This window comes from Cellulophaga omnivescoria (assembly GCF_027915275.1).
In the GTDB taxonomy this organism is placed as follows: Bacteria; Bacteroidota; Bacteroidia; order Flavobacteriales; family Flavobacteriaceae; genus Cellulophaga; species Cellulophaga omnivescoria.
Genome location: NZ_CP115819.1, coordinates 2,848,037 through 2,863,441 on the forward strand (window position 1 = coordinate 2,848,037; position 15,405 = coordinate 2,863,441).

The 15,405-nt window shown below is 32.5% G+C and carries 13 protein-coding genes; 6 read left to right on the forward strand and 7 right to left on the reverse strand.

What is annotated here, in order from left to right:
* Positions 1-25 precede the first annotated feature (25 nt).
* Positions 26-1,303 carry a tetratricopeptide repeat protein gene (locus PBN93_RS12635; protein WP_271080799.1) on the forward strand — a complete coding sequence of 426 codons (1,278 nt, stop codon included), beginning with the start codon at positions 26-28 and terminating at the stop codon, positions 1,301-1,303.
* Positions 1,304-1,545: 242 nt separating this feature from the next.
* A complete protein-coding gene (locus PBN93_RS12640) occupies positions 1,546-1,689 on the forward strand; it encodes a hypothetical protein (RefSeq protein ID WP_013622084.1) in 144 nt (47 codons plus the stop codon).
* 158 nt (positions 1,690-1,847) lie between these two features.
* Here the strand turns inward: PBN93_RS12640 and PBN93_RS12645 are convergent, their stop codons facing one another.
* The 6 genes from PBN93_RS12645 to PBN93_RS12670 all read right to left on the reverse strand — a co-directional run bounded on the left by PBN93_RS12645 (position 1,848) and on the right by PBN93_RS12670 (position 8,464).
* On the reverse strand, positions 1,848-2,648 hold the full coding sequence (locus PBN93_RS12645; RefSeq protein ID WP_077403924.1) for an anti-sigma factor: 801 nt from the start codon (positions 2,646-2,648) through the stop codon (positions 1,848-1,850).
* A 4-nt stretch (positions 2,649-2,652) separates the two neighbouring features.
* Positions 2,653-3,183 (reverse strand): RNA polymerase sigma factor, encoded by a 531-nt coding sequence (locus tag PBN93_RS12650; RefSeq protein ID WP_077403921.1) that lies wholly within the window; start codon positions 3,181-3,183, stop codon positions 2,653-2,655.
* A gap of 79 nt (positions 3,184-3,262) precedes the next feature.
* Positions 3,263-3,841 carry a superoxide dismutase family protein gene (locus PBN93_RS12655; protein ID WP_077403918.1) on the reverse strand — a complete coding sequence of 193 codons (579 nt, stop codon included), beginning with the start codon at positions 3,839-3,841 and terminating at the stop codon, positions 3,263-3,265.
* Positions 3,842-3,946: 105 nt separating this feature from the next.
* Entirely contained in the window at positions 3,947-4,594 is a 648-nt protein-coding gene (locus tag PBN93_RS12660) for a hypothetical protein (RefSeq protein ID WP_271080800.1), read from the reverse strand.
* Between the two features lie 53 nt (positions 4,595-4,647).
* Positions 4,648-7,854 (reverse strand): WD40/YVTN/BNR-like repeat-containing protein, encoded by a 3,207-nt coding sequence (locus PBN93_RS12665; RefSeq protein WP_271080801.1) that lies wholly within the window; start codon positions 7,852-7,854, stop codon positions 4,648-4,650.
* Positions 7,855-7,903: 49 nt separating this feature from the next.
* Positions 7,904-8,464 (reverse strand): PepSY-associated TM helix domain-containing protein, encoded by a 561-nt coding sequence (locus tag PBN93_RS12670; RefSeq protein ID WP_271080802.1) that lies wholly within the window; start codon positions 8,462-8,464, stop codon positions 7,904-7,906.
* Positions 8,465-8,620: 156 nt separating this feature from the next.
* Between PBN93_RS12670 and PBN93_RS12675 the strand changes: the two genes are divergently transcribed.
* Both PBN93_RS12675 and PBN93_RS12680 read left to right on the forward strand, forming a co-directional pair.
* Positions 8,621-9,748 carry a vWA domain-containing protein gene (locus PBN93_RS12675; protein WP_077403906.1) on the forward strand — a complete coding sequence of 376 codons (1,128 nt, stop codon included), beginning with the start codon at positions 8,621-8,623 and terminating at the stop codon, positions 9,746-9,748.
* A gap of 75 nt (positions 9,749-9,823) precedes the next feature.
* Positions 9,824-11,290: a magnesium chelatase gene (locus tag PBN93_RS12680; protein WP_271080803.1), complete on the forward strand. Its 1,467-nt coding sequence runs from the start codon at positions 9,824-9,826 to the stop codon at positions 11,288-11,290.
* A 1-nt stretch (position 11,291) separates the two neighbouring features.
* Here PBN93_RS12680 and PBN93_RS12685 read toward each other — a convergent pair whose 3' ends face one another.
* Positions 11,292-11,867, reverse strand: coding sequence for a YdeI/OmpD-associated family protein (locus tag PBN93_RS12685; RefSeq protein ID WP_271080804.1), 576 nt, complete (start codon positions 11,865-11,867; stop codon positions 11,292-11,294).
* A 65-nt stretch (positions 11,868-11,932) separates the two neighbouring features.
* On the opposite strand from PBN93_RS12685, the gene PBN93_RS12690 reads away from it, so the two are divergent.
* Both PBN93_RS12690 and PBN93_RS12695 read left to right on the forward strand, forming a co-directional pair.
* Positions 11,933-12,511, forward strand: a complete 579-nt coding sequence (locus tag PBN93_RS12690) for a hypothetical protein (protein WP_077403897.1) — start codon at positions 11,933-11,935, stop codon at positions 12,509-12,511.
* Between the two features lie 33 nt (positions 12,512-12,544).
* Positions 12,545-15,397 carry a M16 family metallopeptidase gene (locus PBN93_RS12695; RefSeq protein ID WP_271080805.1) on the forward strand — a complete coding sequence of 951 codons (2,853 nt, stop codon included), beginning with the start codon at positions 12,545-12,547 and terminating at the stop codon, positions 15,395-15,397.
* Positions 15,398-15,405 lie beyond the last annotated feature (8 nt).

Genomic DNA, 15,405 nt, shown 5'->3' on the forward strand with positions numbered 1-15,405 from the left:
TTTTAACTCTACAAAATTTTAAAAAATGAAAAATTTCGCCTTATTTATAATCTTAATTACTTTTGCTTCTTGTAATTTAGATGGTAATACAACAGTTACAAATGCCAAAGATTATAATGCATTTTTAAAGGTTGATGCAGAAAAAACAACATCTAGACAATATGAGTTGTGGAACTCAAAAATAAAACCAGACAGTATGCAAATTGCCAGCTTTGGTATGGTTGCGCAAGAGTACAATAGGTACTTTAAAAACACGGGAAAAATAGAATATTTAAAAAAAGCAGAGCAGTGTCTAACTAAAGCAGTAGAAATATCGGCGGTTAATAAAGCAGATTTTTATAGGTCTTTGGGGCGCAATTATATTTCTCAGCATAGATTTAAAGAAGCATTGCAAATGGCATTAGCTGCTAAAAATATGGGAAGTGGAGTAGAAGAAACAAAAAGTCTTTTATTTGATGTTTATATGGAACTTGGAGAGTATAATAAAGCCCAAGAAAACTTAGCTTTACTTAAAGATAAAAATAGTTTTGGCTATTTAATTAGAATAGCAAAATGGAAAGACTATAAAGGAGATTTAGATGCTACTATAGCTTATATGGAAAAAGCAAAGCAAATAGCAGAAATGTCTAATAATATCAACTTAAAAGTGTGGTCTTATACTAATATTGCAGATTACTATGGTCACGCCGGAAGGATTAAGGATTCTTATAACTATTATTTAAAATCTCTTTTTTTAGAACCTCATAATGCATATGCAAAAAAAGGAATAGCTTGGATTGTTTTTTCATATGAGCGTAAACCAGTAGAGGCACTTCGTATTTTAAATGCAATTAACAAAACGTATAATGCTCCAGACTATTATTTGCTAAAAGCAGAAATAGCAGAATACCAAAACAATAAGTTTGAGAAGTTAAAAAATATGGATAGATACATTAAAGCAGTAGAAAATCCAGCTTATGGTGCAATGTATAACGCCTATAATGTTAACTTTTATTTAGATTATACAGATTTATACGGGAAAGCCTTAGATATAGCAAAGGAAGAGGTAAATAACAGAAAAACTCCAGAGTCTTATATGTTGCTAGCGCATAGTTTATTTAAAAAAGGAAATATAGCTAACGCGGTTACAATTGTTGAAAAACATATTGAAGGAAAAACTTTTGAACCACATATTTTATATAGTTCGGCAGAAATTTTTAAAGCAGCAGGTAACACAAAAAAAGTAGAGGAATTAAAGGCAGAATTAACAGGTGCTATTTATGAACTTGGACCAAATATGGAACAAAAAATAGCTAATTTATAAGTAAATACTATAATATTTATAAGTACAACTTTTGTAGAGTTTAGTTGTAGGTTGTTGCTAAAAAGTACCAAAGCACCTGTGTTTTGGTGCTTTTTTATTTTTTAAATTTTAAGATTTTTTTATGTTAATATACTAAAACATAAAAAATGTAGTTTTAATAAAACCACTTAACCTAAAACTCCGTATGTAGTGAAAATAGGTGCAGCATTACAAGTGCAACAACTATTAAAAACATATTTGTTATGGAATATTATTTTTTTACACTTTGGATTGCCGTAATGGCGTTTTATTGCTACAAATTGTTTGCAGCACACAAATCTTTAAAAAAAGTAGAGTATAATAATGCTCATAAATTAAAAGAAAAACAGATTAAAATACATAAATAGTGTATTCTTTAAACTGATTAAGATATGTTTGTTTAACATTTATTGGTTTTGTTAAATATTAAAGCTCTGTATTTACAGAGCTTTTTTTGTAACCAATAACTATGTAACTAAAAAATCCTCTAAAAACAGAGGATTTTTTAATGTATGATAAGTAATTTTTAAGAGCTAGCGGCTACACCTAGTGTGTATAACTGCTCTAGGGTAGGAGACTCACTACCACCAGCAGGCTCCAAAGTAATACCAAAAGCTTCAGAATTGTTTGCATTGGCTAAAGCAAATATTTTGTTTTCATCTCCTTTAAAATCTTCTAGTAAACCTAAACTAGTTGGTGTTAAAGGATTAAGTTTTAAAGACCACACTTGGTACACAAAACCATCTGGTGGCTCTGGTAATCCTTTAGCATCTATAAATACTTTTTGTTCCTTTTTGTTCCAATAAGCTTTTGCGTAAGACTCTGGTGAAACTGTTTGTCCGCCCAAAGCAACAACAGCTATATTTTTATCTCTAATTGTGTTAAGTAAATCTTGTGTTTCTAATAAAGAGTTATTTGCATTGTCTATTTTAGATTCTAAATCTACTTTTTCTTGTGAAACTACCTCTATTTTAGACTCTAAATCTTTATTCTGGTTGTACATCCAAAGCAAACCTGCAGATAAAACCACAGCAGCAGCCCAACCAGTATAAGTTGCCCAGCTTGTTTTTTGTTTTGGTAATTGTACTACTTTAGGGTTATCTAATAAATTAAGTCTACGCTTAATAGCTGTAAACATATTATTATCTAATTTAGGCGAAGCACTTCTGCTTAGCTCCCGTACAGCAGCCTCTATAGCCTCTATCTCTTTTTTAATTTCTGGGTATTGTTCCGCATCTTTATGTATTTGCAGGTTTTCCTCATTAGAGAGCAAGCCAGCAACATAAAGTTCTAATTTTCCGGACGCTATGTATTCTTCAATATTCATTTGCCTATCCTAATACATTTTTTCTTAGTTGTGTTATACAACTTCTGTTTCTTGTTTTTATAGTTCCTAAAGGAATATTTAATTCCTCCGATACTTCTTTTTGGGTATAACCTTTAAAATATAACATTTCTATAATTTGCACACACTTGTCTTTTAAGTTTAATAAAAACTTTTTTACTCCAATGGCATCCATTTTATCATCTAGGTTATTATTATCTTCTAAGATACTTACGAAATAATCTGTAGATAGGTTTTGTTTGCTGTTTTTGTGAGCTTTAGAACGCACTTCATCTATTGCAGCATTGCGTGCAATGTTTAAAATCCAAGTAAAAAACCTCCCTTTAGATGCATTGTATTTATCTGCATTATTCCAGATCTTTACAAAAACATCCTGACAAATTTCTTGTGAAATATCTGAGTTTTTTACAATTGTATTTATTACACCACAAATATTTTCAGAATACATATCATATAATTTTTCAAAAGCTTTTGGGTCTTTATTCTGAAATTGTATAACTAGGGTCTCTAATTGCATATATTGTATTTACAGTGGTAAGATAATATAAAAAAGCTACATAACTGTAGCTTTTTTATAATGTATATGTTTGTTTAATTTATTCTATAATTCCTGCGCAACTAATTCTTGCGCCAGCATCTCCACTTGGCTGAGAAGTAAAGTCGTCTACACCTTCATGAACTATAATTCCTTTTCCAAGGATATTTTTTTTAGGATCTTCACAGTCCAAACACCATTCATTGGTGTTAAATTTAATTTCAGAATTACCATTTTTATCTGCAATAAAGTTGCCAATATCTCCTTTATGGTAACCTTCTTTATCTCCCCATTTTCCGTGTTTTTCAAAAGTTGGGTTCCAGTGTCCGCCTGCAGATTTACCGTCATCAGAAGTACAATCTGCTTTTTCGTGAATATGTATTGCGTGTTCACCTTCTTTTAAACCAGTAAGGTTGGCAACCATTGCCACTTTGTTGTTATTTTGGGTAAAGGTAATTTTACCTGTAACATTACTGTTACTTTTTGGTTCCAATGTAATTGTAAGTGATTTTGAGTCCTTTGTATCAGGAATTACAGTGGCATTTGTTGTAGAAGAATCTTCAGCTTTTTTATTTTGATTTTTACAACTGTATGTAAAACTTATAAAAAGAATTGATAGCGTTACTATTATTTTTTTCATCTTGTTATGGTTTTCAATTAATACAAATTTATTGCACTAAACTAAGAGTAATACCCCTAAACCTTTAACTCATAAAAAGTAAATGGTAACGCTATCAATAAAAAATTATTTTTTAGCTAATAATACTTGGCCTTTAATCGCTACTTCGCTCCAAGTTTTGCTAACACCATCTGCACCAGTATGTAATGCTTCACAAGCTTTGTTTATAGATGCCACTGCATCTAAAGCATTCCATTCTTCTAAATTCATTACACCAGAAAAGCTATATTTATCATCTGCTAATTTTTCAGTAGTTAATGGTACAGTAGCGGTTTCTCCATTTAAAGTAACTTCTAATGAGGCCTTATCTCCTTCGGTTTTTAAAGTTCCAGAAATTAACTCGGTATTTTTCATTACACCAAAAAAGAATTCTAAAATTTTTGGATCTCTTGTGCCGGTGCCATCATTAGTAAATATACTACTTACAGGTATACTAAATTCTGTGCCATTTAAAGCCTCAAAAGCTGTAGCGCCAGTGTTAGATTTAATAATGTTAACAGTTTTAAATGTTCCACCAACACCAATTTTATCTGTAGTTTTGTATGCAGTAAAACTTGCCTTTGTAGAGTCTGCAATTAATGAGTATTGAGCCTCTGTTTTTGCGTGACTATGATCTGCATTTTCACCTTCATGAGAATGGTCTTTTTTAGCATCTTTACAGCTAAAAGTGGTAACAGCTATTAAGCCTAAACATATTAATTTTATCTTTTTCATAATACTATAATTTAATAAAGTATAAAGGTAAAAAATCTATTACTCTTATCCTTTTAATTAATTGTAAAGGTTTTAATTTCTTTAAAAACGTTTGTGTTTAAACTACTTATTTTTGCTTTATACGGATTCCATTTTTCAGTGAAAAAAGTATTTGTTTTTTCTAGGGCAGTCTCTAATTCTTTTTTAGCAAATTGTATTAGATTTTTTTCAGTAGTTGTAAGTCCAGTTTTTCTACTACGTACATAACTACTAGCATTACCAATTCTTTGCATAACCGTAATTTCTGGGTTTCTGGTAATTCCTTGTCTTTTGTCTACTTTACCAATATACAGGGCAATAACAGCATCTATTTCTTTAACTACAGATGTAGATGATTCTATTTCTTGTTTATACTTTTCCTTGTCTAAAGCAGTTAAATCTGCTTTGTATTTATTAGCAGTATTTTTACTTTCTACCAATTGTTTTACTGCATCTGCAGCCGTTTGGGTATACTTAGCAAGTGTCTTGTTTGCATTGTACACTTCTTCAATAGCAGATTTAGAAACGTTTAACCTTGGGTCAGGTTTTACAGTTAGCATTGTTTCATCTATAGTTGTGCCATAAGTTAATTTAACTTTATAATTGCCTGGTAAAACACGTTGCCCACTTGGTTCATTTTTAGATTTACGTATGCTACGTGATGGTCTTTCTGGTCCTTTTTCAGACATATTCCAATAAAAGCGATGCAAGCCTGTTTTTTTAGGGGCTTTAATTTTTATAGTACGGATTAACTCATTACCATTAAAAAACTGAAATTGTAAAGAATCTTTAGAAGCTATACCATCTTTTTTTGCAGGAGTATTTTCTTTTTCTTCCTCTTTTTTATCAGCCTCTGGTTTTTCTGCTTTTTCTTTTTTCTTATAAAAATAGGTTAGCATTGCGCCACCTTTTTTATTTTCTCCGTTAAATAAGGCATCTGCGCCAAATCTACTACCTGTAGGTTGTTGGTATGCCGCTTGGTAGGCAACAGGAGGAGTAAATAAAGCCACGTCTTTAGTAAGTATGGTTTTATCCTTAGCTATAGCTCTTAAAGGTCTAATATCATCTAAAACCCATGCGGCTCTACCAAAAGTACCAATAACAAGGTCATGTTCTCTTGGGTGTATTACTAAATCTTTGGTAGATACAGTTGGGTAGCCTTCTGTCCATTTTTGCCATTTGCTACCAGCATCAAAAGAAATGTACAAACCATCATCTGTACCTAAAAATAATAGGTTTGGAGTTTCGGGATCTTCAATAATAGATAACGCATAACTTTTTACATCATTTTCATCTACAATTCTAGTCCAAGTTTTACCATAATTAACGGTTTTGTATACGTAAGGTGTGTAGTTAAACCTACGGTAATCGTTAGCAACCAATAAAGCTTCCCCTTTGTTTTTGTTAGATGCTTTAATTTGCGGTATCCAACTACCTTCTGGTAATCCTTTTATGTTTTTGGTTACATCTGTCCAGTTGGCACCGCCATTCTGTGTTACATGTACGCGGCCATCATCTGTGCCAACCCACAACATATCTTTTTCTACAGAAGAAGGTTCTATTACTAAAATAGTACAGTGGTTTTCTGCACCGGTAGCATCCATAGTTAAACCGCCACTTTCGCTTTGTTTTTGTTTTGCTGGATCATTAGTGGTTAAATCCGGAGAAATAACCGTCCACGTTAACCCTTTGTCTGTTGTTTTATGTACAAACTGACTGCCAAAGTATGCAGTAGAATTATTAAAAGGATCTTGCCCAATTGCAGAATTCCAGTTAAACCTTAATTTTGTTTCAGCATCTGGTGGTGTTGGTCTTACAGAGTAATTGTTCCCTGTTTTCCAATCATATCTAGATACATTTCCTTGCTGACTCATTGTATAACCAAATTGCGAATCATCTAAATCTGGTACAACATCAAAACCATCACCAAAAGAAATTTCTTGCCAGTAGCTATTTCGTATACCTTGTGCTCTCCATACAAAAGCAGGTCCGCGCCAAGAGCCATTGTCTTGCATACCACCATAAACGTTATAAGGGTACTCATTATCTACGTTTATGTGGTAAAACTGTGCAACAGGTAAATTGCCAATAAATCGCCAAGATTTACCGCCGTCTTTGGTAATATTTAGTCCACCATCATTACCATCCATCATAAATTGTCCGTTTTCGGGGTGTATCCACCACGCGTGATGATCTGGATGTACGCCATTATCTGCGCCATAAGCTGGCATTAATTGGGTAAAGTTTTTACCGCCATCTTCAGATACGTTTATGTAGGTAAAAACAGAATATACTCTGTTTTCATTTTGTGGATCTACATAAATTTCTGAGTAATAAAAAGGTCTATTTCCTATATCAGATTTATCGTTAATTTTTTTCCATTTAAAACCACCATCAGTAGATTTGTATAATGCATTTTTTTTAGCTTCAACTAAAGCATAAACTACATTAGGTTTGTTGCGTGCAATAGCAATACCTATTCGACCAAGTTCACCTTTTGGCAAACCATCTTCTTCAGTAATTTTTTTCCAATTTTTACCACCATCATGGGTCATATATAAACCGCTACCAACACCACCAGATTTAAAAAACCAAGGATCTCTTTTGTGTTCCCACATTGCAGCAATAAGCTTGTTTGGGTTTGTAGGATCCATTACCAAATCTGCCACACCAGATTTGTTATTGGTAAAGAGTATTTTTTTCCAAGTAACACCACCATCTGTAGTTTTAAAAACACCACGTTCTGGGTGCTCTCCCCAAGGAGAACCAATAGCACCAACATAAACTATGTTAGGGTTTGTAGGGTCTATTACAATTCTGTGTATGTGTCTAGTTTTTTCTAAGCCCATAGGTAGCCAATTTTTACCACCATCTAAAGACTTGTAAATGCCATAACCACCATTTAAACTATTTCTAGGATTACCTTCTCCTGTACCTACCCAAATTACAGATGGGTTGCTTTGTTGTATAGCAACGGCACCAATAGATGCTGTTACCTCTTTATCAAAAATAGGGTCCCATTTTATACCTCCAGAGGTAGATTTCCATAGTCCACCAGAGGCTGTGCCTGCATAAATAATATCAGGATTAGTATGTACAGCATCTATAGCAGTTACACGGCCGCTCATACCTCCAGGGCCAATGTTTCTGGGTTTTAAATCTTGTACATAATCCATTTTAAAATCCTGTGCAGATAAGCACAAAACAGTAAAAAAGAACAGAAGTGAATGTAGTTTTTTCATTTTTTAGAGTTGTTAGTTGATTTTTAAAAATAAGTAATATTGGTTTAAGTTATTGATAGTCAGTATTTTTTATTTTCTTTATTTTTTTAGGGTTTATCCATAGTATTATTCCGCTTACGCTAATAAATATTAGCCCTAGTGCTATTATTGTTGAGTACAATAGTTTAAATATTGATGCATCATTTTGTATAAAGTAATCTAGAATAGAGCCGTCGTGTATTTTTTCAATTATAGTATCTGTACGTTGTTTTACCGATAATATTTTACCAGTGTAACAGTCAATTTGTAATTCGGTAAAATGTTCATCAAACCTAATTTTAGCCACACCTTTTTTGGGTCTGTAATCTATACGATCTATAATGGTGGACAACTGTAAAGAATCTACATACGTTATGGCATTTTTTTCAATGGTTTCTAAAGCAAGTAAAGGAGTGTTTATTTTAGATGCTTTTTGGGTAGAGGGTTTTAAATAAAGTTCACTTTTCCAAGCAAGTAAAGCCCCTGTAACACTAATAAGTAGTATAAATATTGCCAAAATTATAGCTACAGTTTTGTGTAGTTTTCTGTATAAACGAGTGCTTTTTGCAAGTTTGTTAATCTTAATTTTCAATAGAAACTTATTTAAAGTTTCCGAAAATAACGAAAACTCTATTAAAATTTCATAATAATATGTTAACAAAGCAAGCTTACATTTAGCAAACATTTAATACAAATAGGTTTTTTGAAAATAGAAGTTTTATTGAAAAAGCCGTATTTTTATACTTGTATGAAGAACGATAAAATAAACAGAAAAGGTTTTGTATTTAAGCAATACAAAGCCCCTTCACAAACTCCGTTTGAAAAGCTTTTTGAAATTTTTAAAGAGCTAATTACACATACATCTGGAGATTTTGATGAGGCTATAGATTGGTTGCGGGAGTTAGATAAAGAATATAAACTTACCACAGAAGATTATACTATTGATGATTTTATAGAAGACCTAAAGGCTAAGGGCTACATTAGAGAAGAAATAAAACCAGATGGTAGTAATGGTACTGCTATTACGGCTAAAACCGAAAGAGCTATTAGGCAAGCCGCATTAGACCAAATTTTTGGTAAAATAAAACGTAGCGGTTCTGGTAACCATAAAAGCAAAGGTGTTGGAGCAGGTGATGAGCATACTGGAGACTTTAGAAATTACCAATTTGGCGATGCCTTAGATAAAGTGTCTATGACAGAAAGTTTACGTAACGCACAAATAAATAATGGCATTGGTGATTTTAGTTTAACAGAAGATGATTTGGTGGTTGAAGAAACTATGCATAAATCTCAAATGAGTACTGTACTTATGATAGATATTAGCCATAGTATGATTCTTTATGGTGAAGATCGTATTACACCAGCTAAAAAAGTAGCTATGGCACTGGCAGAATTAATTACTACGCGTTACCCAAAAGATACTTTAGATATACTTGTTTTTGGTAATGATGCTTGGCCTATAAAAATTGCAGATTTACCGTATTTACAAGTTGGTCCCTACCATACTAACACTGTTGCAGGTTTGCAATTGGCAATGGACTTACTCCGTAGAAAACGTAATACTAACAAACAAATTTTTATGATAACAGATGGTAAGCCAAGTTGTTTGCAAATGCCAGATGGTACGTATTATAAAAACAGTGTAGGTTTAGATGAAAACATTATAAATAAATGTTACGCTATGGCGCAACAGGCAAGAAAGCTACACATACCTATAACTACTTTTATGATTGCGCAAGACCCATATTTAATGCAGTTTGTAAAAGAATTTACACACGCAAACCAAGGAAAAGCATTTTATACAGGTTTAAAAGGACTTGGAGAAATGATTTTTGAAGATTACGAAACCAATAGAAAAAAACGAATTAAAGGATAAAAAGAATAAAGAGAATAGAAATAAGATAATTACAATTAAATTAATTTTCTATAATCTCTTTTCTAAAAATAAAATATGAAAATAGATACAATTAAAACACTAGGCGATTTAAAAAAAGCTGGATATCAAAGTAAATCTATTAAAGATGAGTTACGCGATAATTTAATAGATAAAATTAAAAATAAAGAAACAACTTTTACAGGTATTCACGGTTACCAAAATACAGTTATACCAGAGTTAGAGCGCGCAATATTATCTAGACATAATATTAACTTATTAGGCTTACGCGGACAGGCAAAAACTCGTTTAGCAAGGTTAATGCTTAACTTATTGGATGAATACATACCAGTAGTTAAAGGATCTGAAATTAATGACGATCCTTTACAACCAATGTCTAGGTATGCTGTAGAGCTTATTAATGAAGAAGGAGATAATACACCTATTAGTTGGTTACATAGAAGTGAACGTTTTGCAGAAAAATTGGCTACACCAGATGTTACTGTAGCAGATATTATTGGCGATGTAGACCCAATAAAAGCTGCAAACTTAAAGTTGAGTTATGCAGATGATAGAGTAATACATTATGGTATGATACCACGTGCTAACCGATGCATTTTTGTTATTAATGAGCTGCCAGATTTACAAGCAAGAATACAAGTTGCATTGTTTAACATATTGCAAGAAGGTGATATACAAATTAGAGGTTTTAAATTACGTTTACCTTTAGATATGCAATTTGTATTTACTGCCAACCCAGAAGATTATACCAACCGTGGGAGTATTGTTACCCCTTTAAAGGATAGAATAGGCTCACAGATTCTTACCCATTACCCAGAAGATATAGAAACTGCTAAAATAATTACAGAACAAGAAGCTAAGTTAGATAAGAGACAGTCTAGCGCTATTATGGTACCGGAATTGGCGAAAGAATTGTTAGAGCAAATTGTTTTTGAAGCTCGTAAAAGCGAATACATAGACGCTAAAAGTGGTGTTAGTGCAAGACTTAGTATTACTGCTTTTGAAAACTTATTAAGTACAGCAGAACTTAGGGCTTTAAAAAATGGAGATGATAAAACTACAGTTAGATTAAGTGATTTTATAGGTATTATACCTGCTATTACTGGTAAAGTAGAGCTAGTTTATGAGGGTGAGCAAGAAGGTGCAGCAAGTGTAGCTTATAACTTAATTGGTGATGCGGTACAAACATTGTTTCCAGAGTATTTTCCTAAAATTGAAAAACTTAAAAAACAAGAAGATGTTAGTCCTTATGACAGTGTAGTGTCTTGGTTTTTTAATAACGAAGCTGGTTTTGAGCTTTTAGATGACTTAAGAGATAAAGAGTATAAAAATATGTTAGACGCAGTGTCTCCTTTAGATGATTTGTTAGGGGAGCACCAACCTAAGTTAAAAAAAGAAGAAAGTTATTTTGTAAAAGAGTTTATACTTTGGGGCTTGGTACAGTTTAAACAATTAAGTAAATACAGGTTTACAGAGGGTATACAGTTTAAAGACCCTTATAGTAGTTACATAAGTGGTTTGTAAGCTACCACGTATTTCTAGATTTTATATTAGCATCGCAGAGTTTAATTATCTCTGCGATTCTTTTTTGCTTTGTTTCTTCTCTTTTTGCTTGGTTTAAATAGTACAAATAGCCTTTTTTATAGGATGGAGCAAAATTATTGTAATTACTAAAGGCATTAGGATTTTTATTAAATGCTTTTTGTAGGCTGGTAGGTAAAACACCGTTTTCTACATCATCTAAAGCAGTCCAAGAGCCATTTTCTTTAGCTATTTCTATACTTTTTAGTCCGCTTTTATGCATTTGCTTGTTAGCAATTAAGTTTTTAATATGTGTTTTATTTACCTTACTCCAAACACTTTTAGGTTTTCTGGGGCAAAAATATTGTCTTCTTTTACCATCACCTAAGCTTTTTACAGTGCTGTCTATCCAGCCAAAACAAAGTGCAACTTTTACAGCATCTTCCCAACGCATACTTTGCTTTTTATGACCTACTTTATAAAGTATTAAATGTATACCAGTATTTGCATTATGGTTTTCTAATAACCAAGTTCTCCATTGGGTAGTGTTTTTAAAATAAAATTCTTCTACGTTGGTCATTTTTTGTTTGGTTATACTTTACTATAAAGATTAATGTATATTTATAATCAAAAATAAATAAAAAAATGCATCGTAATTTTAGTTTCGTTATTTTAACTTTTATAGTTTTAATGTCTATAAATGCTCAACAGCAGTCTAAACAAACCTTACCATATTACAATATACCAGAAGCTCCAGAGAATTTTACAGCAGGTGCAGTAGCAGCAAGAACTATAGACGCATTAGGTTTTAGATATTATTGGGCAACAGAAGGGTTATGTTCTCAAGATTTAGCTTACAAACCCAATAAAGAGGGGAGAAGTACTGGTGAAACCGTAGATCATATTTATGGTTTATCTAAAATGATTTTAAAGACAACCACACTAAAGGTTGATGAGGATAAGAATACCGAATTAACTTTTGAACAAAAAAGAAAGCGTACACTAGAGAACTTTAAAAAAGCTAGTGATATTTTAAAAAATGCAACCAACTTAAAAGCACACGAGTTGGTTTTTAATAAAAATTTTAAGCTTCCGTTTTGGAATGCTATTAATGGGCCTATAACAGATGCAATATGGCATAGCGGACAAATTGTTGTTATGCGCAGAACGTCTGGTAATCCAATGCCAAAAGGTGTAAATGTATTACTAGGAACAAAAAAATAATTACATAACTTAAAACTAATTCATCAATAAAAAATGAGAAAATTACAATCTTTTTTGGCAGCAGTAACCGTGTTGCTTGTAATCTCTTGTAAAGAGAAAACAGAAAAAACATCAGAAGAAATAGCAAAAACAGAATTTAAGGTAGATTTTGAAAAGTTCACACTAGATAATGGTTTACAAGTTATTTTTCATATTGATAGATCTGACCCTGTAGTAGCAGTAGCATTAACTAGCCATGTTGGGTCTGCAAGAGAAAAAGTTGGTAGAACAGGATTTGCACATTTATTTGAACACTTACTTTTTTTAGAATCTGAAAACCTTGGCAAAGGCGGTTTAGATAAAATGAGTGCACGTATTGGTGGCTCTGGTGCAAATGGATCTACAAGTAGAGACCGTACCAATTATTACCAAACAGTTCCTAAAGATGCTTTAGAAAAAATGATTTGGGCAGAAGCAGATAAGCTAGGATTTTTTATAAATACGGTTACAGAGCCTGTTTTAGCCAAAGAAAAAGAGGTTGTAAAAAATGAAAAAAGACAGCGTGTAGATAACAATCCATATGGACACGTTAATTATGTGCAAACAAAAGCATTGTACCCAGAAGGTCACCCGTACAGCTGGACGGTTATAGGATCTTTAGAAGACTTACAAAATGCTACCTTGCAAGATGTAAAAGATTTTTACAACAAATGGTATGTTCCTAACAATGTTACACTAACTATTGCAGGTGATTTTGATAAGAATCAGGCAAAAGAATGGGTTAAAAAGTATTTTGATGAAATAAAAAAAGGAGATGATATACCAGCTTTAGAAAAGCAACCCGTTACTTTAGCAGAAACAAAAAGGTTGTATTATGAAGATAATTTTGCACGTTTGCCTCAATTGTCTTTAACGTGGCCTTCTGTACCAGAGTTTCATAAAGATGCGTATGCTTTAGACGTGCTATCATCTTATTTAGCATATGGCAAAAAAGCACCTTTATACAAGATTTTAGTAGAAGATAAAAAATTAACAGATCGCGTACGTATGTACAATTACTCATCTGAACTAGCAGGAGAGTTAACACTATCTGTAACTGCTTTTGATACTACAGAGCTTACAAGTGTAAATAGTGCCATACAAGATGCTTTTGCTTTATTTGAAAAAGAAGGAATTTCTGATGCAGATATTAATAGAATAAAAGCCGGACAAGAAACAGATTTTTATAACTCGCTTTCTAGTGTATTGGGGAAAGGGTTTCAGTTAGCACAATATGAAATTTTTGCTGGAGATCCTGGTTATGTTAGTGAAGATGTTAAAAATATATTAGCAGTTACTAAAGAAGATGTTATGCGTGTGTACAATACGTATATAAAAGATAAAAATTTAGTGGCAGTAAGTGCTGTTCCAAAAGGGCAGGCATCTTTAGTGCTAAATGGGTCTAAAAAGGCAGAAGTTGTAGAGGAAAAAATTGTGGATGGCAAAGAAGCTAAGTTTGACCCAAGTATTGCTGCTACTTACCAAAAAACTCCATCTAGTTTTGACCGTAGCGTGGAACCGCCATATGGAGAAAGCCCAGATGTTATTGTGCCTGAAGTTTATAAAGAAGAGCTTTCTTCTGGTATAAAAGTCTTTGGCATAGAAAATAATGAAGTACCATTAGTAGAGTTTAATTTTACAATTAAAGGTGGTATGCTACTAGAAAATAAAGAAAAAATTGGTGTTTCTAATTTATTGGCATCTATGCTAACAAAGGGAACAAAAAATAAAACTCCTGAAGAGTTAGAGAATGCAATAGAAACTTTAGGGGCAACAATTGTTGCATCTGCCAGTGATGAATACATTACAATTTCGGCCAATTGCTTGGCTAAAAACTTTACAAAAGTAATGGACTTAGTAAACGAAATTATTTTAGAGCCACGTTGGGATGTTAAGGAGTTTGATTTGTTAAAGCAAAGTACAATTAGTCAATTGCAAAGAGCACAAGCTAACCCTAATAGTATAGCAAGAGATCAGTTTTATAAGGTTTTGTACGGAGATGATAATATTTTGTCTAATAACAATGCCGGTACAACAACATCTGTAAAAGCAATTACATTGCAAGATTTAAAAGAGTATTACAATGCTAATATATCTCCTGCAATTACCAATTTTCATATAGTAGGAGATATTACACCTAAAAATGCAATTGCCTCTTTAAAAATCTTAAATACAAAATGGGAACAAAAAGATGTAAATGTACCAACGGTAATTGCTGCTAAAACACCAGAAAAAGCGAAAGTGTATTTTTACAATGTTCCTAACGCTAAACAATCTGTGCTATTATTTGGAACACCAGCAATTGCAGCAACAGATAAAGATTTTTATCCTGCGCAGGTAATGAATTACAGATTAGGAGGAGGTAGTTTTGCGTCGCAGTTAACACAAGAACTTAGAGAAGGTAAAGGGTATACCTACGGAGTACGATCTAGTTTTAGTGGTGGTAAAACATCTGGTTTATTTACAGTGTCTAGTGGTGTACGCACCAACGTAACTTATGAGGCTTCTCAGTTGGTTAAAGATATCATGGCTAATTATAGTGAAGGCTATAACCAAAACGATTTGGAGATTTCTAAAGGCTATATGGTAAAAAGTAACGCTAGAGCTTTTGAAACTATGGGGTCTAAATTAAATATGCTAGAGAATATTAGTATGTATAATTATCCTGTAGATTATGCTAAGCAAAGAGAGCAGGGAGTAAAAAATATGTCTGTAGAAGATGTTAAAGCATTAGCAGATGAATATGTTAATCCAGATAAAATGATTTACTTAATTGTAGGTGATGCTAAAACGCAGTTTAATAAACTTAATAAGTTAGGGTACGGTGAGCCAGAATTATTAAATCCTGATGTGATATTAAAAGACTAAACACTAGT